Origin of the sequence: Haloechinothrix halophila YIM 93223, from assembly GCF_000504245.1 — a bacterium.
Taxonomy (GTDB): domain Bacteria; phylum Actinomycetota; class Actinomycetes; order Mycobacteriales; family Pseudonocardiaceae; genus Haloechinothrix_A; species Haloechinothrix_A halophila.
In genome coordinates this window covers 2345024-2362246 of record NZ_KI632509.1, presented here as the reverse complement: position 1 = coordinate 2362246, position 17223 = coordinate 2345024, and the positions used below count along the sequence as shown (strand labels likewise).

Below are 17223 nucleotides of genomic sequence, written 5' to 3'. Positions count from 1 at the left end.
AGCCGACCGTCTAGCGCACTCGCGCGACGGCGAACACCCGCCGGAACGGGAACAGCGTCGTCCCGTCGTCCCGCCGCGGGTACGCCGCCCGCAACCGCGGCGCGAGCTCGTCACGGAATCGCTGCCAGGTCTCGTCGTCGAGCGCGGTCTTCACCGGCCGCAGCGTGGTCCCACTAAGCCACTCAAGCACCGGATCGTCGCCCATCAACCGTTGGATGTAGTTCGTCTCCCAGGCGTCGATCTCACACCCGAGGTCCGCGTACAGACCCGCGTAGGACACCGCGTCGAGCACGTCGGTGGCTGGCGCGACGACCTCGGCTACGAGGTCCCGCCACCGCGGCTCGTTCGCCAACTCCCGGACCAGGGTGTGCGACGGCTCATCGATGTTGCGCGGCATCGCCACCGCCAGCCACGCTCCTGGCTGCAGGGCACTCACCCACTTGCGCAGCAGATCGATGTGGTCAGGCACCCAGTGCAGCACGGCATTACAGATGACGACGTCGGTGTCGGGCTTGGGCGCCCAATCACGGACGTCACCGAGTCGCGCGTCGATGCCGCGCGCCTGCGCCTCGCGCACCATGTCCGCCGAGGAATCCCACGCCTCCAGCGCGGCGGACGGCCACCGCTGCGCCAGCGCCTGCGTCAGGTGACCAGGCCCGCAGCCGAGGTCGGCCACCCTGCGTGGCGAGCGCTCGTCGATCCGCACGATCAGATCGAAGTACGGGCGAGACCGCACACCGGCGTAGCCGAGATACGCCTCGGGATCCCACCTCATCGTTCCTCCTCACGGAGCTGCTCGGCGGCCTCCCGCGCGATCTCAGCCGCGACGAACTCGTCGACGCCTGGCTCGGGCCGCACCTGCAACACCTCCGTTTTCGTGCCTGGGATGCTGCGCTGCACGAACCACGCCGCGCCACCAGGCAGTTCCTTGCGATACTTGGCGCAGATCGACGCGGTGACTCGCGCGTGCACCACCTTGGGCAGTTTGCCGGGATGTCGCAGCGGGAACCGTTTCGGCGCCAGATCCGCGATCACCGTGGCGTCGCCCGCCTGCCCTGTCTCCTCGGCCTGGATGACGGTCAGCACGTCGTTGTCCCAGGTGGCCTTGCTGATCAGGTGCCAGCCGACGCGTCGCGCACCGGCTTCCTCCGGCAGCCACAGCCCGAGTCGCGTCGCGACGAGGGGCCCTTGTTCGGCGGTCGCGGTGGCGAGGACGTACTCATTATCGACCAGCGTGCCGGTGAAGCCCTCCGGCACCTCGTCGCCGAGCAGCCGCCGCAACCATCCCAGCATCAGCTGAAGCCCCCGACCGCTTGTTCCCGCAGGGCCTTGCGGTACTGCTCCAGCGCCACCAGGTCGCCGAACAGTCTGCGGTACTCATCGCCGTCTTCCACCGGCGATACCCGCTGCAGCTTCGACTTCACCTCGTTGATCTGGCGCCCCACCAAGCTTTCCTGCAGCACGGCCATCTCGGTGGCCACGTAGTCAGCGTCGACCTCGCCGCGCGCGTGCAGCGGCTCAACAGCCAGCTCCGACAGCACCATGCGCACGGTGCCCTGCTTGGCCTGCTGGGTCGCCGCGTCCAGCAGCGCGGGACCAGCCAACCCGGACGCCGCACCGCCAGCGGCCAGCACCGCCCGATGCACCGCGATGTAAGCCGGGTGGGTGAAGGCTTCCTCGGGGAGCGCGTCGTAAGCGGGACCGGCCAGCGCCGGTTCCTGCAGCGCCGCCTTGAGCACCTCCCGCTGCGCGCGCAGGCCGGGATCGCGCGGCGCGGGGCGAGGAACGTCACCGTCCGCCGTCTCCGGACGGTGCGAAGGGGCGCGGCGAACGGCCTTGCCGCCGCTGCCGGACGTCTCACGGACGCGGCGCACCACCATCGACTCGTCCTGCCAGCCGGTCCAGAACGCCAGCTTGACCGCGTAGCCATCGCGCTTGGCCTCGTCCTTGATCCGCGCCACCAGCGGCACGGTGTCCTTCAGAGCGGCCACTTGACCGTCTACCGAGTCGAGGTCATAGGAGCGCAGCATGGTCTTGATGGCGAACTCGAACAGCGGGGTGCGCCGCGCGACCAGATCGCGCACCGCCGTGTCGCCCTTGGTCAGCCGCAGCTCGCATGGGTCCATGCCCTCCGGCGCGATGGCGATGTAGGTCTGCCCGGCGAACGTCTGGTCACCCTCGAACGCCTTGAGCGCCGCCTTCTGCCCCGCCTCGTCACCGTCGAAGGTGAAGATGACTTCACCTCGAAAGGTGTCGTCGTCCATCATCAACCGCCGCAGCACAGCCATGTGGTCGGTGCCGAACGCGGTGCCGGATGACGCAACCGCGGTGGGCACTCCAGCGGCGTGCATCGCCATGACGTCGGTATAGCCCTCGACGACGACCACCTGATGCCGCTTGGCGATCTCCCGCTTGGCCAGGTCGAGCCCGAACAGCACCTGGGACTTCTTGTAGACCGGGCTCTCGCTGGTGTTGAGGTATTTCGCCTGGATCGGGTCGTCGTCATAGAGCCTGCGCGCACCGAACCCGACGACATCGCCTGCGAGGTCTTTGATCGGCCAGAGCAGCCTGCGGTGGAACCGATCGATCGGCTTACCCCTGCTGCCTTCCTTGGCGAGCTGCGCCTTGTAGAGCTCGTTGATGTCGAAACCCTGGCTGAGCAGATGCTTGGTGAGGGTGTCCCAGCCGTCCGGCGCGTAACCGCAACCGAATCGCTGCGCCGCCGTCTGGTCGAAGCCGCGTTCCTTGAGGAAGTCGCGCGCGGGCCTGGCGGGCTCGGTGAGCAGCTGCTGGGCGTAGAACTCCTGCGCTGCGCGGTTCGCCTCGACCAGCCGCATACGGGTGCCCCGGTCGCGCTGCACGCTGGTGCCGCCACCGGTGAAGGTGAGGGTGTAGCCGACTCGATCGGCGAGCCGCTGCACCGACTCGACGAAATCGAGGTGCTCGATCTGCATGATGAACTTGATGACGTCGCCACCCTCGCCACAGCCGAAGCAGTGGAAGGTGCCGTGGGTGGGCCGCACGTTCAGCGACGGCGTCTTCTCGTCGTGGAACGGGCAGAGTCCCTTGAGAGCACCGCCGCCAGCGCGTCGCAACGCGACGTACTCGCCGACGATGTCGTCGATCCGATTGAGCTCACGGACCTGCGCGATGTCGCTTTCCCGGATCAGCCCTGCCACGGTCCCCGAGTCTAGTGTCACGCCACATCAGGGTGACGCGCAGACCGCTCGGGCGGGTCGGCGGTGCTCATGGCGACTGCTGCCTTACTCTGGACACAGAACCATTTCGTGTCTACAGTTTCGACACAAGCCGAACTGTTGCCTACCACCGCGAGGAGTGTGGCCGATGAAGATCAGCGTGGATGACGACCAGTGCGCCGCGAACGGTTCTTGCTTCGAGGTCGACCCCGAACTGTTCCCGCTCGACGACGAGGGCTACAGCGCGGTCGGCCAGGGGCGTGAGGTACCCGCGGGCAAGGAGGATCTCGCCCAGCAGGGTGTCGACGCCTGCCCGATGGCGGCGTTGTTCGTCGAACCGGAGTGAGCTGAACGACACCTTCGCCGGGTTCCTTGCCCAGGAAATAGGACACTCGGCCACTCATCAGGCGCCCAATCCGCAATTTCCCTGGCGAAGTCAGTCGGATCAATGCTGGGCGCTGCGGCACACTCGTAGTCATGCTCGATGATCTCGCGCAGGACTTCGCCGCACTGCGCGGCCAGCTGACCGCCGTCGCCTATCGACTCACCGGCACGCGCGCCGACGCCGAGGACGCCGTGCAGGAGGCGTGGCTGCGGCTGTCCGCACTGGACGACGCCAAGCGCGCTGAGATCAACGACCTCGCCGCATGGCTGACCACCGTCGTCGGGCGGCTCTGCCTCGATCGGCTCCGCTCGGCGGCGGTGCGGCGGGAGTCCTACATCGGCCAGTGGCTGCCGGAGCCAATCGTCACCCCGCTCGGCGCACCGCCCCGCGACGATCCGCTCGACGTCGTCGTCCGCGATGACGACGTCCGCATGGCGGCGATGATCGTGCTCGACCGCCTCTCTCCCGAGCAGCGCGTCGCATTCGTGCTGCACGACGCTTTCGACATCCCATTCGCCGAGATCGCCGACATCCTTGGCTGCACGCCCGCGACCGCACGGCAGCACGCTTCGCGCGGGCGCAAGCAGCTCGCCGACGCCGATCCGCCGCCGCGAGCGCCGCTGGCGGAACAGCGGCAGATACTGGAGCGATTCACCACGGCGTTGCTGGCGGGCGACGTCGCCACCGTGACCGAACTCCTGCACCCGGACGTCGTGTTCATCGGCGACGCCAACGGCAAGGCACGCACCGCCGTGCGGATGCTGACCGAACGCGACAAGATCGTGCGCTTCCTGCTCGGCCTAGTGCGCAAGTACGACGCCGCGGCGCTGGAAGGCGGCGCTTTGATGCTGGCCAATGGCGACCTCGCGCATTTCCTGCCACCGGCTCCGCAGCAGTCCCTCGACGCGCACCTGCAGACGCTGGCGATCCGCGACGGCACGATCTGGGCGATCTACGACCAGGCCAATCCGGACAAGCTCCGCATGGCGGGGCTGGTGTGAGGCGGCCCGCTTTTGATTGTGCGCAACTTAGTTGTGCATCATCCTAGAACGTGGAGGTGTCCGTATGACATCGCAGGGTGGCGAGCTGGACCTGAACAAGCAGGTCTGCTTCGCGCTATACCGGGCGTCCCGCGCACTGACGCAGCTGTATCGCCCGCTGCTCGACGAGCTGGATCTCACCTATCCGCAGTACCTGGTGCTGCTGGTGCTGTGGGAGCGCGGACCGACCACGGTCCGCGAACTCGGCCAGGCGCTCGACCTCGACTCCGGAACGCTCTCGCCCATGCTCAAACGCCTCGCGACCCGAGGAGTCATCGAGCGCAAGCGCAGCGACTCTGACGAGCGATCCGTGGTCGTGCATCTCACCGAGCAAGGGGACGAACTGCGTGAACAGGCCGCTGCCGTTCCCGAGCGGGCGGCAGGTTCGACGTCCCTGGACCCCAGCGAGCTCCTCGCCCTGCGTGACAGCCTCACCACGCTGACCGACGCCGTCAACGCGCGGCGCGCGCACGAAAGGGGAACACCATGACCGCTACCCGTGAGATCCGCCTCGCTTCCCGCCCGTCCGGCTGGCCCGAACCGACGAACTTCACGCTGACCGATACCGAGCTGCCCGCGCCGTCCGAAGGACAGCTGCTGGTGCGCAACCTGTTCATGTCGGTCGATCCCTACATGCGGCCGAGGATGAACGACGTCAAGTCGTACGTGCCGCCGTTCCAGATCGATGAGCCGCTGGACGGCGGCGCGGTGGGCGAGGTCGTCGAGTCCACTGTGGATGGCTTCAAGCCGGGCGACACCGTGCTGCACGGCCTGGGCTGGCGTGAGCACGCGCTGGTACCCGCCAAGACGGCCCGCGCCGTTGAGCCGATCCCCGGCCTGCCGCTGTCGCTGTATCTGGGCGCGCTCGGCATGACCGGGCTGACCGCGTACGCCGGGCTGCTCGACGTCGCCGAGTTCCGTGATGGCGACACGGTGTTCGTCTCCGGCGCTGCGGGCGCGGTCGGCAGCATGGCGGGCCAGCTCGCGCGGCTCAAGGGCGCCAAGCGGGTGATCGGCAGCGCAGGGTCGCCGGAGAAAGTGGCGTACGTGCGTGACAAGGCCGGCTTCGACGCGGCGTTCAACTACCGCGACGGCGACATCAGCGAGCAGCTCGCCGAGGCCGCGCCGAACGGCATCGACGTCTACTTCGACAACGTCGGTGGCGACCACCTCGAGGCGGCGATCACGCACCTCAACACGCACGGCCGGGTCGCGCTGTGCGGGGCGATCAACCAGTACAACGCGACCGAAGCCGCACCGGGTCCGCGCAACATGTGGCTGGCGATCGGCAAGCGGCTGACGCTGCGTGGGTTCATCGTCGGCGACCACAGCTCCCGGTTCAGGGACATGGTCAGCGAAGTCGGGCCGTGGCTGCGCAACGGTGACCTGGTGGCTGACGAGACCGTGGTCGATGGCCTGGACAACGCCGTCGACGCGTTCCTCGGCGTCCTGCGCGGCGACAACACCGGGAAGATGATCGTGCGACTGGCGGAGTGAGGTGTTGTGAAGGGGCTCCTTCGCATCGTGCTGTGTTGCGAAGAAGCCCGTCACAACGGCCGAGGGGTCCTCAGGGTTGCGGGACTTGGCACGCCTCTCCCGAGGTGAAGCCCTGTTCCGGAACGCCGAGGGCACTGTTGATCCGACCGCGCATGTTCTCCAGTCCAATGTGGTAGGTCAGCTCGACCACGCCATCGCGCCCGAACTCCGCTTCCAGCTTGGCGACCTGCGCGTCCGTCACGCTGATCGGCGTCTCCGTCATCGCGTCGGCGTAGGCAATGGCCAACCGCTCGGCGGGGCTGTACAGGGGAGAATCGGCGTAGTCGTCGATCTGCTTGAGCCGGTCGACGTCGAGGCCCTGGTGCCGTTGCAGCATGGTGCCGAAGTCGATGCACCATGAGCAGCCCAGCCGCACCGCGGCTCGGTAGACCGCGAGGTCGCGGACGTTCGCGGGCAGGACCGTGCTGGCGCGCTGCACCAACAGTTCGTGGATGTTGCCAGCGGACATCAACTTGCGGTGGTGGGCGGCGACGGCCATGGGCTCCGGCACCGCTCCATACCGTTTGCGCGCGAACCGGTAGCTGAACTTGGTCAGCCAGCCTGCGTCTTTGGTGGCCACTGCGGGGATGCGCGGCATGGCGCACTCCTCTCCGAAAGTCGTCGGTGTCGTGTCATCCCTACGACGAGACAGCGCGCTTCGGTGTGACAGTGCGGCACACAGCGCCCTGAATGACAACCACGGCGTCCTGAGTGCAGGACACAGCGTTCTGAGTGACGAACACAGCGTTCTGAGTGCAGGACACGGCGTCCTGGATGCAGGACACAGCGTCGGGAACGCCGGACACGACGCACGGGTCAGGTCGGGTCGGTCACCCTGGCGAGGAAGTAGACCGCGCCGGTGGTGGTGTGGCGGACGAGCAGCAGGAACGGACGGTCGACGACGAACGACACCGGTTCCTCCACGCTGACCGAGGTCAGTCGGATCATCATCGCGGTCGCGGCGGCGCCTTCGAGTCCGTCCTCGTCCAGTTTGAGCACGGATTCGTGCAGCGCGTCGGAAACCAGCAGCCGGGGGTCGTCCGAAAGCCCGGTGAGGTCGGCGTCCGGGGTGAACAGCTCCGCCACGCCCAGCTCGCCGAGCGCACTGTTCAGCGACACGTTCATGCCGACGTCGACGCGCGGCAGCCGCAGTGAGACCCGTCGGGTGCGCACGCCATCGAGCAGTCCGGACAGCGTGTCGGCGTCCAGGGAGGACTCCGCAGTGGCCAGCGCGGAGGCCGGAGCGGCACCGGAAGCAGCAGCGCTCGAAGCGGCGGCGTCCGGCAGCAGCACCACTGCCTGCACCCCACCTGCCGCGGGCAGCACGGCCGCGCGCCAGCCATCCGCCTCGGCGTAGCCGAGCTGTTCAACCTGCCGCATCATCGGCACCGTGCGGTCGCCGCCTGGCGTGTGGAACACCCCGTCGGTGGTCTGCGCTACGGCGAACGGGTTCCGCCACGCTGCCTTCAGGTACAGCGCGTTGACCAGGCTCGCCACGGTGTCGACGGTGACCGCACCTGAGGGGACCAGTTCGGTGATCAGGTCGCGGGTGGTCCGTGCGACATCGGCGTTGATGGCTTCCCTTGCGCCCTCGGGGTCGGTCACGAACGGCGCGTGCGCCAGTTTGGCGCCCGGCCAGGCCGCCAGGTCGGCGCCGAAGTCGTCGTTGAGCCGCAACTGGTCCCATGCCCACAGCGTGTTGGACACCGCGATCACCGGCTCCTCGCCATCGCGACCGGTGTCCAGTACCGCGGCGTCCGCGAGCAGTTCCAGCTGCTTGGCGATGTCCGGCTCGTCCTCGCTGAGCAGCGCGCGCAGCTCGTCGGCCGTACTGCCGCGCGCCGCCTGATACACCAGCCCGAGCGCGCTAGCCACCGAGTACGGCGAGAAACACGTGGTACCACCCTCCGCAGCGAGCACCCGGTGGAGCGCGAGACAGAGCCGCAGGTGCTCTCGCTGCGCGGTGATCTCAGCCATGCCGACCAGTGTGCCAGGCGTGCCAGGCGACGGCTTGCGCGTCGGTCAGCGACGCGACCTGATCAACGACGACGCGGGTGCGCCCGGCGTCGTCGGCCGCCGCGTGCCACGCGGGTTGCAGCAGCCGGTCCAGCACCTCGGGCGAACGCCGCAGCAGCACCTCGACCAACTCCGTCAGCAACTGCCGCTGCCCCTCCTGCACGGCGAGCCTGCGTCGGTCGCTCATCACGTACCGCAGTGCGAGCGCCTTGAGCAGCGCGACCTCGGCAGCCACCCGATCGGGCACGACGAGCCGCGCCGCGTACCGGGTCAGCGGACCGTCGCCGTAGGTCGCGCGGGTCTCGGTGACGGTTGCCGTGGCGAACCGGCCGACCAGCTCACTGGTGAGCCGCTTCAGCGCGACCAGCGCACCGAGCGAGAAGTCGTAGTCCGGCACCGCCAGCTCAGCCACGGCGGGCAACGCCAGAAGTTCCTGCGCGGCGGACTCAAGCGTGGACACCGCGAGCGACGAGAAGTGCTTCGCGGCGAGCTCCGCCAGCGCGGCGCGTTCGGTGGCGTCGGTGAGCACGTGCAGCGAGATGCGGCCGGACAGCACCCCGTCCTCCACGTCGTGCACCGAGTAGGCGACGTCGTCCGACCAGTCCATGATGCTGGCTTCCAGGCACATCTGGCCCTCCGGCGCGCCAGCGCGCATCCACTCGAACACCGGCAGGTCGTCGTCGTACGCGCCGAACTTCCGCGTGCCAGCACTGCGCCGCCACGGGTACTTGGTGGTGGCGTCGAGGCACGCCCTGGTGAGGTTCAGCCCGCTGGTCAACTCGCCGTCTGAGCGCACCTTCGGCTCAAGGCGCGTCAGAATGCGCAACGTCTGTGCGTTGCCCTCGTAGCCACCGCAGTCCTGTGCCAGCTCGTCGAGCGCCTTCTCGCCGTTGTGGCCGAACGGCGGATGCCCGATGTCGTGCGCCAAGCCCGCGGTGTCGACCAGGTCGCCGTCGGCCCCGAGCGACTCCGCGATGTTTCGGCCGATTTGCGCGACCTCGAGCGAGTGGGTGAGCCGGGTGCGTGGCACACCCGACACCTCTGCGCCCTCTCCTGGCCCGACGACCTGCGTCTTGCCCGCGAGCCTGCGCAGCGCTGCCGAGTGCAGCACCCGCGCACGGTCGCGCGCGAACGGCGACCGATCGTCGCCGATACCGCGCGTGTCCTTGGCGGGCTCGGCGATCACCCGCTCGCGGTCATGGTCGGTGTAGCTCACCGCCCCAGGCTACGCAGAACCGGCGACAGTGCCGAATCCTCGACGGGGACCAGCCGGGTCCGTGCGCTCAGCCCAGCCCGGTCGAGCCCGCCTCATCCGCCGACGCGCGGGCGACGCGGTAGAACAGCAGCGCCTTGGTCTCCCGCCAGATGTAGCGGAACTGGATCTCGCGGGTCTGCACGGTGGGACCGCTGCGCGTCGGCGACGTCCACGCGTCCAGCCCGGAGTCCTTGGCCATGGTCCGCGCCCGCAGCGAGTGCCACGGATCGCTGACCACGACCGCCGATTCCAGCCCGCGCTCACGGGCCTCGACGCCTGCCGCCTCGATGCTGCCGAGGGTATCCACACCCTCGCCGATCGCGATGGTCGCCGATGCTGGCACGCCGTGGCGCTCCAGCCACCGTGCCCCGGCTTCCGCCTCGGTGTAGGCGTCGCCGTCACGGCTGCCGCCGGTGGTCACCACATACCGCGCGACGCCGTCCTGATACAGGTCCCGCGCGTGCTCGAGCCGCCATCGAAAAATGTCCGACGGCGTGCCGTTGTACTGCGCGGCGCCGAGCACCACGATCAGGTCCGCTGGTGAGCGGTCGTCGACGCGCGCCACCTGCCAGATCCGGAACGCCGTCCCCGTGACGAGCACCAAGCCGACAAGGATGCCGCCAACGACAGCGCGCAGTAACCAGCGTCGGAAGCGGGGTTCCCTCGACTCAGCGATCACCAGGCCATCTTCCCGCACCCCGTGCCAGTGACGTACCGGGGGCGTCCGTTCGGATCAGCAGCCGACGAGCCGCGCGGCGAGGTAGCTCTCCAGCTGGTCGATCGCGACGCGCTCCTGGTTCATCGTGTCCCGTTCGCGCACCGTGACCGCGTGGTCGTCCAGCGAATCGAAGTCGATGGTGACGCAGAACGGCGTGCCGATCTCGTCCTGGCGGCGGTAACGGCGGCCGATGGCACCCGAGTCGTCGAAGTCGACGTTCCAGTTCTTGCGCAGCGTGGTCGCGATGTCGCGGGCCTTCGGCGACAGGTCGGCGTTGCGCGACAACGGCAGCACGGCCGCCTTCACCGGCGCGAGCCTGCGGTCCAGCTTGAGCACGACGCGCTTGTCGACGCCGCCCTTGGCGTTGGGCGCCTCGTCCTCGGTGTAGGCATCGAGCAGGAAGGCCATCATCGGACGTCCGACACCGGCTGCCGGCTCGATCACGAACGGCCGGTACCGCTCCCCTGTCGACTGGTCGAAATAGGACAGATCAACACCGGAGTGGTTGGAGTGCGTGGTCAGGTCGAAGTCGGTGCGGTTGGCGATGCCTTCCAGCTCGCCCCACTCCTGCCCGGAGGAGAACTGGAACCGGTACTCGACGTCGACGGTGCGCTTCGAGTAGTGCGACAGCTTTTCCTTCGGGTGCTCGTAGTGGCGCAGGTTGTCCTTGGCGATGCCGAGGTCGGTGTACCACTTGGTGCGCTCGTCGATCCAGTACTGGTGCCACTCCTCGTCCTCGCCAGGCTCGACGAAGTACTCCATCTCCATCTGCTCGAACTCGCGGGTGCGGAAGATGAAGTTGCCCGGCGTGATCTCGTTGCGGAACGACTTGCCGATCTGGCCGATGCCGAACGGCGGCTTCTTCCGCGACGATGTCAGCACGTTGGAGAAGTTCACGAAGATGCCTTGCGCGGTCTCCGGCCGCAGGTAGTGCAACCCCTCCTCGGACTCAACCGGGCCGAGATAGGTCTTGAGCAGGCCGTTGAACTCCCGCGGCTCGGTGTACTCGCCCCTCGTGCCGCAGTTCGGGCACGGCACGTCGGACAGGTGACCTTCATCCGCTTCCTTGCCGGTGCGCTCGACGTACTCTTCGGCGAGCTGGTCGGCGCGCCAGCGGCGGTGACATGACAGGCACTCGATCAGCGGGTCGACGAACGCCTCGACGTGACCAGACGCGACCCACACGTCGCGCGGCAGGATCACCGAGGAGTCGAGGCCGACGACGTCGTCGCGGCCCTGGATCATCGACTTCCACCACTGCCGCTTGATGTTGTCCTTCAGCTCGACGCCGAGCGGTCCGTAGTCCCAAGCCGAGCGGGTGCCACCGTAGATCTCTCCGCATGGGTAGACGAAGCCACGGCGCTTGCACAGGCTGACAACGGTCTCGATTCTGTCGGTCGCCACGGGAAGGACTCTCCGAATGTGTGAGTACTGGGGTTTCTGAATGCTCAAGCGTAGCCCTCGCGGGGACAACCCGAGTGGGCGGCTGGGGCGCTCACTGACAGTAACGCCTCGCGGCGCGCTCGACCTCGGCGACTACCATGACACCATGGCGCCGACCGTCAAGGGCACTGCAGGTACCGAGGACACTCCGGACACCGAAGACACCGCCGGCACCGCGAGCGGCACTCAGGAACCGCCGCACTCGTCGGATCGGTCCGTGCCGACCATCCCGGTGCCGCCAACGGGTACCCTCGCGGAGGCAGGTGAGCTGCTACGGGCGCTGGCAGCGCCGGTCCGGATCGCGATCGTGCTGCAGCTGCGTTCCGGCGAGCGGTGCGTGCACGAGCTGGTGGACGGCCTCGGCGTCGCGCAACCACTGATCAGCCAGCACCTCCGGGTGCTCAAGGCGGCCCGCGTGGTGCGGGGACAGCGGCGCGGCAGGGAAGTCGTCTACCAACTCGCCGACGACCACCTCGCCCACATCGTCGCCGACGCCGTCGCGCACGTAGCCGAGATGGAGGAGGACCAACGTCCATGACACGAGCGGAGTCACGCGCGGGCAGCGCGCCGGTTCCCGGTCGCAGGGCGACCAAGCAGCGCGCCGCGGTTGTGGAGCTGCTCAACGAGATCGACGACTTCCGCTCCGCCCAGGAACTGCACGACGAGCTGCGCAAACGCGGCGACGGGATCGGCCTGACCACGGTGTACCGGACGTTGCAGTCGCTGTCGGACGCCGGGGTGATCGACGTGTTGCGCACCGAATCCGGTGAGGCGGTCTACCGGCGCTGTTCCGATCACCACCACCATCACCTCGTCTGCCGGAAGTGCGGCTACACCGTGGAGATCGAGGGACCCGCCGTGGAGCGCTGGGCCGACAGGATCGCGACGAGCAACGGCTTCTCCGACATCAGCCACACCGTTGAGATCGTCGGGACGTGCTCAAGCTGCGCCGCTGCGTAGGCTCAGCCGACTCGGCTTACCCTGCGCTACGACCACTTTCCTGCCGGATTTGTCCTATTCTCTCGTCACAGCACAGGGTAAGTTGATCAGAATTACTGCTGCTCGACCTCCGCCATCCCGAGCAGATCGGAGCGCAGCTGCGACGCGGTGGAGACCACCAGCATCAGCAGCGTGCCCAGCGGCGTCTCGTCCAGCCCGTCGGCGGGGAAGGCGTAGCGAAGCGTGACGTCGAGACCGGTCTCGGTGTGCACGACGCCGAGGGTGCCGAACAGCCCCTGACCAGCGCGTTCGGCCGCGGAGGCGGCAAGCGACGGGTCGTCGGGCAGGTCCCAGGCGACCACGCAGGTCAAGCTCAGCACCGTCAGGCCCTCCGCCAGCCGCACGGCCTGCACCGCACAGGGCACGTCCGCGTGCCGGAAGGTCAGCGCACCGTCATCGTCGACGTGCACCTCGATGTAACGCTCCATCGCTGCCTTGGCGTTCGCCAGCAGTTCGGCGGTCTTAGTGGCCTCGGTACTCATCGTTGTCTCTCTTCCACGGCGTCGCGGGCGGCCCCGAAGCGCCGGTCGCGCTTGGCGTACTCCAGACAGGCTTGCCAGAGGTGCGTGCGGTCGAAGTCGGGGAACAGCGTGTCCTGGAACACGAACTCGGCGTAGGCCGACTGCCACAGCAGGAAGTTGGACGTCCGCTGCTCGCCCGACGGCCGCAGGAACAGGTCGACGTCGGGCATCTCCGGCTGGTACAGGTACTTCGCGATAGTGCGCTCGTTCACCTTCGCCGGGTTGATCTCGCCTGCCGCCGCGAGCTCGGCGATCCGGCGTGCGGCGTCACCGACCTCGGCACGACCACCGTAATTCACGCACATGGTCATGTTCAGCTTCGTGTTGTGCTTGGTCTTCTCCTCGGCGGCCTGCAGCTCCTTGATGACGCTGCGCCACAGCTTGGGGCGGCGGCCCGCCCAGCGAATCCGCACACCGATGGAGCCGAGGTAGTCGACCTGGCGGCGGATGGTGTCACGGTTGAACCCCATCAGGAAGCGCACCTCCTCCGGGCTGCGTTTCCAGTTCTCGGTGGAGAACGCGTACACCGACAGCCACTTCACGCCCAGCTCGACCGCGCCGCTCGCGACGTCGATCATGACGGCCTCGCCCCGCTTGTGCCCCTCGATGCGGGGCAGCCCGCGCTGATTGGCCCAGCGACCGTTGCCGTCCATGACCAGCGCGACATGCCGCGGCAGGAACTCGGCGGGGATATCCGGCGGTCGCGCCCCGGACGGGTGCGGGTCCGGGGAGTTGATCGTGCCGGGCGTGCCCGGTTCGTGACGGCTACGCCGCACTGTTTCAGCCTCCGCTCGCTGCCTCACTCGCTGCTTCGGTGCCCAGGGTGCCCTGCCACACGCGCCGCTCCACCAGCGGCAGTGAGCGTAACTGACGCTCAAGATGCCACTGCAGGTGCGCGGCGACCAGGCCACTCGCGTCGCGGCGAGTACCCTGCGCGGTCGCGCCGGCCGTGTCCCAGTCACCGTGCAGCAAGGCCACGAGCAAGCCGATCACGTCGGGCGCCGGGTTCACCGCGCCGGCTGGCCTGCACCGGGCGCATACCAGGCCGCCCGCCTGCACGCTGAACGCCGTGTGCGGCCCTGGCAGGCCGCAGCGAGCGCACTCCGACACCGCGGGCGCCCAGCCCGCGAATGCCATCGCCCGCAGCAGGAAGGCGTCCAGCACCAGCGACGAGTCGCGCTGGCCGTCCGCGAGCGCCCGCAGCGCCCCGACGACGAGCAGGTACAGCCGAAGCGCCGGTTCGCCCTCCTCGGCGGCGAGCCGGTCGGCGGTCTCGGAGATGGCGCTGGCGGCGGTGTAACGCTGGTAGTCGGACACGATGCCGACCGCGAAGGCATCCACCGTGGTCACCTGGGTGATGACGTCCAGTGTTCTGCCGGGGTAGAACTGGGCGTCGACGTGGCCGAACGGCTCCAGCCGCGCGCCGAACCGGGAGGACGTGCGGCGCACGCCCTTGGCGACGGCGCGCAGCTTGCCGTGCTTGCGCGTCAGCAGCGTGATGATGCGGTCGGCTTCGCCGAGCTTGTGCACGCGCAGCACCACACCGGTGTCGCGATACAGATGGGCCACTCCCCGATCATCCCACTCCGTCGGGTGTTCAGGGGGATGGCCACGCGGTGGGCCCGTCAGGGCTGTGGCGACGTCGGCGTGAGACGCAAGGTCCGTACGCCGTCGAGTCGATCTTGTCTACAGACTTACTCAGCTCTGACGGCGATGCGGGCACCAAGCTTGGCCGCGCCGCTGTGGCGACCGAGAATGGATCATGAGGCGTTGTGGCGATATGGATCGCCTATTCGCATCAAGATCCACACCACCCCTTGCGGTATTCGGCGTTGGCCAGACACGGCGTCGTCAGATGACGGGCTTGCCCGTGCGCAGCCGCCTGCGCGTGTCCCACCACACCAGGTTCAACGGGAACTCCCGCAGCGCCCTGGGCAGCACCCGGTTCGCCAGCCGGATCGCGCGCAGCAGCGCGTCGAAGCGGCGCTGTCTGCGCTCGTCCCAGCGCAGCCCCATGGCCTCACGGAACGGGGGGTGCAGAAACCCGGTGGTGATGAACTCGCCAAACCAGCCGAGCAGCCACGACACCGGACGGCCGTAGAAGCGCAGCCGGGCGATGCCGAGCAGGTACTCGCGGGTGGGCTCGTCGATCTCGATCAGCTGGACGCCCTTGCCCCAGTACTCCTCGAACGCCGCCAGGTCGGCTGGCCACGACTGCTCACGCACTTGCAGCGTGGTGCCGAGCCGCTTGCCGTCCTGGTAGAGCTGCTCGGCGGTGGCGTCATCCAGCTCGCCGACGAACGCGCGGTAGGTGTCCTCGACGCCCCGGTACAGGCAGGCGGCCACCCACAGCTGGAGCTCGGGATCGAGGGCGTTGTAGGGAACCTCGGCGTCTGGCGCTGAGCGCACGTGCGCGTGTACTCGATCGATCTGCTTGCGCAGCGCACGACGTTCCTCGTCGGTGCCGCGCATCGCGGTCATGAGGTAGGCCAGCGTGGTGCGGGTGCGCTTGATCGGATGTTCCCAGATGTTGCCCGTGGCTACGGGGCTGTACATCACGCCGTGGCCCACCGGCCTGCGGGCCAGCTGCATGATGACGTTGGCAGCGCCAGCGAGTAGCGACGCACCGTGAATCTCATCACCGAGCGCACTAATATCGCCCGCGCTGGACTGCCCGGACCGCTGGGAACGGCGCACCACGCTCACCACACCTTCGTATTTGTTGACTAGTTGCCAACAAGCGCATCATGACAACCGCCGATGTCGCTGTCAACCTGCCACGATGCCGGTCCGATGGCCACGCGGCACGATGCCACGCGGCCCGCTACCAGCGGCCACGACACAGCGGGCCGCACGGAGCGATGGCCGAGGCGTCAGAACCCCAGGCGGCGGAGCTGCTTCGGGTCGCGCTGCCAGTCCTTGGCGATCTTGACGTGCAGATCGAGGTAGATCTTCGTGCCGAGCAGGTTCTCGATCTGCGTGCGCGCCTGCGTGCCGACCTGCTTGAGCCGCTGCCCCTTGTGACCGAGGACGATGCCTTTCTGGCTTGGCCGCTCCACGTACAGGAACGCGTGCACGTCGAGCAGGTCGTCACGACCCTCGCGCGGCAACATCTCCTCGATGGTGACCGCCAGTGAGTGCGGCAGCTCGTCGCGCACACCCTCCAGCGCTGCCTCCCTGATCAGCTCCGCGACCAGCCGCTGCTCCGGCTCGTCGGTCAGCTCTCCGCCGGGATACAGCTCCGGACCCTCCGGCAGCCGCGTGACCAGAAGATCAGCGAGGGTGTCGAGCTGGAAGCCGTCCTTCGCGCATACCGGCACGATCTCAGCGAAATCGAACAGCTCCTGCATCGCCACCAGCTGCGCGGCCACCTGGTCGCGCGATGTCAGGTCGGTCTTGGTAACCACGCCGATCACTGGGGTGCGCTTGGCGACCTTGCGCAGCTCACCGGCGATATAGCGGTCGCCTGGCCCGATCTTCTCGTCGGCGGGCACACACAGCCCGATGACGTCGACCTCGGACCACGTGGCGTACACCAGGTCGTTGAGCCGCTGCCCGAGCAACGTCCTCGGCCGATGCAGGCCAGGCGTGTCCACGATGATCAGCTGCGCATCGGGCCGGTGCACGATGCCCCTGATGGCGTGCCGGGTGGTTTGCGGCTTGCTGGACGTGATCGCGACCTTGCTACCGACCAGCGCGTTGGTCAGCGTCGACTTGCCCGCATTGGGCCTGCCCACGAAACACGCGAATCCGGAACGATGCGGCTCGCTCACCCGATGACCTCGGTGACCGTGCCGCGCGCGTCGGCGACGTAGATGGGGGCCTTCTCAGCCAGGTCGCGTACCGCGCGCACCGACTCCGGCGTGACCTCGGACGCCGTGACGACCGCCGCAGCCTCGATGCCCTCCGCGCCGCTGGACACGGCGGCGGCGATGGCGGCCTGCAATGCCGTCAACGACAACGAGGGCAACGCCACCGTGGCCGCGGCGTAGGTCCTGCCGTCGGTATCGCGGACCGCGGCGCCTTCGGCGGCCTGCGTGCGGGCGCGGGAGGACCGCGCCAGGGTCACGATCTTGGCATCCTCGTCGTCGAGCTGGATCTGCTCCGGCATCC

The 17223-nt window shown here is 68.3% G+C and carries 20 protein-coding genes; 6 read left to right on the top strand and 14 right to left on the bottom strand.

Going from position 1 to position 17223, the window contains the following annotated elements; genetic code table 11:
- Positions 1–10 precede the first annotated feature (10 nt).
- The 3 genes from AMYHA_RS10685 to dnaG are packed head-to-tail and all read right to left on the bottom strand — an operon-like array spanning position 11 to position 3179.
- Entirely contained in the window at positions 11–775 is a 765-nt protein-coding gene (locus tag AMYHA_RS10685) for a trans-aconitate 2-methyltransferase (protein WP_034270554.1), read from the bottom strand.
- Complete coding sequence (locus AMYHA_RS10680; RefSeq protein ID WP_330759880.1) at positions 772–1293, bottom strand: hypothetical protein; 522 nt, start codon at positions 1291–1293, stop codon at positions 772–774. The genes AMYHA_RS10685 and AMYHA_RS10680 overlap by 4 nt, the downstream gene beginning before the upstream one ends.
- Positions 1293–3179: a DNA primase gene (gene dnaG / locus AMYHA_RS10675; RefSeq protein WP_034270551.1), complete on the bottom strand. Its 1887-nt coding sequence runs from the start codon at positions 3177–3179 to the stop codon at positions 1293–1295. Before dnaG ends, AMYHA_RS10680 begins: the two co-directional genes overlap by 1 nt.
- Positions 3180–3345: 166 nt before the next feature.
- Between dnaG and AMYHA_RS10670 the strand changes: the two genes are divergently transcribed.
- The 4 genes from AMYHA_RS10670 (at position 3346) to AMYHA_RS10655 (ending at position 6119) form a co-directional block, all read left to right on the top strand.
- Entirely contained in the window at positions 3346–3543 is a 198-nt protein-coding gene (locus tag AMYHA_RS10670) for a ferredoxin (protein ID WP_034270549.1), read from the top strand.
- A gap of 131 nt (positions 3544–3674) precedes the next feature.
- On the top strand, positions 3675–4583 hold the full coding sequence (sigJ, locus tag AMYHA_RS10665; RefSeq protein WP_034270546.1) for an RNA polymerase sigma factor SigJ: 909 nt from the start codon (positions 3675–3677) through the stop codon (positions 4581–4583).
- A 64-nt stretch (positions 4584–4647) separates the two neighbouring features.
- Complete coding sequence (locus AMYHA_RS10660) at positions 4648–5112, top strand: MarR family winged helix-turn-helix transcriptional regulator (protein ID WP_034270544.1); 465 nt, start codon at positions 4648–4650, stop codon at positions 5110–5112.
- Positions 5109–6119, top strand: a complete 1011-nt coding sequence (locus tag AMYHA_RS10655) for an NADP-dependent oxidoreductase (RefSeq protein WP_034270542.1) — start codon at positions 5109–5111, stop codon at positions 6117–6119. Before AMYHA_RS10660 ends, AMYHA_RS10655 begins: the two co-directional genes overlap by 4 nt.
- A 70-nt stretch (positions 6120–6189) precedes the next feature.
- Here AMYHA_RS10655 and AMYHA_RS10650 read toward each other — a convergent pair whose 3' ends face one another.
- The 5 genes from AMYHA_RS10650 to AMYHA_RS10630 all read right to left on the bottom strand — a co-directional run bounded on the left by AMYHA_RS10650 (position 6190) and on the right by AMYHA_RS10630 (position 11551).
- The gene (locus AMYHA_RS10650; RefSeq protein ID WP_034270539.1) at positions 6190–6756 is read right to left on the bottom strand and encodes a carboxymuconolactone decarboxylase family protein; all 567 of its coding nucleotides are present in this window, start codon (positions 6754–6756) and stop codon (positions 6190–6192) included.
- A 218-nt stretch (positions 6757–6974) separates the two neighbouring features.
- A complete protein-coding gene (locus AMYHA_RS10645) occupies positions 6975–8135 on the bottom strand; it encodes a serpin family protein (protein WP_034270536.1) in 1161 nt (386 codons plus the stop codon).
- The gene (locus tag AMYHA_RS10640) at positions 8128–9390 is read right to left on the bottom strand and encodes a deoxyguanosinetriphosphate triphosphohydrolase (protein WP_034270533.1); all 1263 of its coding nucleotides are present in this window, start codon (positions 9388–9390) and stop codon (positions 8128–8130) included. Before AMYHA_RS10640 ends, AMYHA_RS10645 begins: the two co-directional genes overlap by 8 nt.
- Before the next feature lie 67 nt (positions 9391–9457).
- Positions 9458–10108, bottom strand: a complete 651-nt coding sequence (locus tag AMYHA_RS10635; protein WP_231104689.1) for a YdcF family protein — start codon at positions 10106–10108, stop codon at positions 9458–9460.
- A gap of 54 nt (positions 10109–10162) precedes the next feature.
- Complete coding sequence (locus AMYHA_RS10630) at positions 10163–11551, bottom strand: glycine--tRNA ligase (RefSeq protein ID WP_034270530.1); 1389 nt, start codon at positions 11549–11551, stop codon at positions 10163–10165.
- 145 nt (positions 11552–11696) lie between these two features.
- Here AMYHA_RS10630 and AMYHA_RS10625 point away from each other — a divergent pair, with 145 nt between their 5' ends.
- Together AMYHA_RS10625 and AMYHA_RS10620 are read left to right on the top strand one after the other, a co-directional pair.
- The gene (locus tag AMYHA_RS10625) at positions 11697–12128 is read left to right on the top strand and encodes an ArsR/SmtB family transcription factor (RefSeq protein ID WP_034270527.1); all 432 of its coding nucleotides are present in this window, start codon (positions 11697–11699) and stop codon (positions 12126–12128) included.
- Positions 12125–12550, top strand: coding sequence for a Fur family transcriptional regulator (locus AMYHA_RS10620; RefSeq protein WP_034270524.1), 426 nt, complete (start codon positions 12125–12127; stop codon positions 12548–12550). The genes AMYHA_RS10625 and AMYHA_RS10620 overlap by 4 nt, the downstream gene beginning before the upstream one ends.
- Before the next feature lie 92 nt (positions 12551–12642).
- Here AMYHA_RS10620 and AMYHA_RS10615 read toward each other — a convergent pair whose 3' ends face one another.
- From AMYHA_RS10615 to AMYHA_RS10590, 6 genes are all read right to left on the bottom strand, one after another.
- On the bottom strand, positions 12643–13071 hold the full coding sequence (locus AMYHA_RS10615; RefSeq protein ID WP_034270522.1) for a hypothetical protein: 429 nt from the start codon (positions 13069–13071) through the stop codon (positions 12643–12645).
- Positions 13068–13886, bottom strand: a complete 819-nt coding sequence (locus AMYHA_RS10610) for an isoprenyl transferase (RefSeq protein WP_051400382.1) — start codon at positions 13884–13886, stop codon at positions 13068–13070. The genes AMYHA_RS10615 and AMYHA_RS10610 overlap by 4 nt, the downstream gene beginning before the upstream one ends.
- A gap of 4 nt (positions 13887–13890) precedes the next feature.
- Positions 13891–14679: a DNA repair protein RecO gene (gene recO / locus AMYHA_RS10605; RefSeq protein ID WP_034270519.1), complete on the bottom strand. Its 789-nt coding sequence runs from the start codon at positions 14677–14679 to the stop codon at positions 13891–13893.
- A gap of 282 nt (positions 14680–14961) precedes the next feature.
- Entirely contained in the window at positions 14962–15810 is an 849-nt protein-coding gene (locus AMYHA_RS10600; protein WP_231104688.1) for an oxygenase MpaB family protein, read from the bottom strand.
- A gap of 173 nt (positions 15811–15983) precedes the next feature.
- Positions 15984–16883: a GTPase Era gene (gene era / locus AMYHA_RS10595; RefSeq protein WP_034270516.1), complete on the bottom strand. Its 900-nt coding sequence runs from the start codon at positions 16881–16883 to the stop codon at positions 15984–15986.
- On the bottom strand, positions 16880–17221 hold the full coding sequence (locus AMYHA_RS10590; protein ID WP_034270513.1) for a hypothetical protein: 342 nt from the start codon (positions 17219–17221) through the stop codon (positions 16880–16882). The genes era and AMYHA_RS10590 overlap by 4 nt, the downstream gene beginning before the upstream one ends.
- Positions 17222–17223 lie beyond the last annotated feature (2 nt).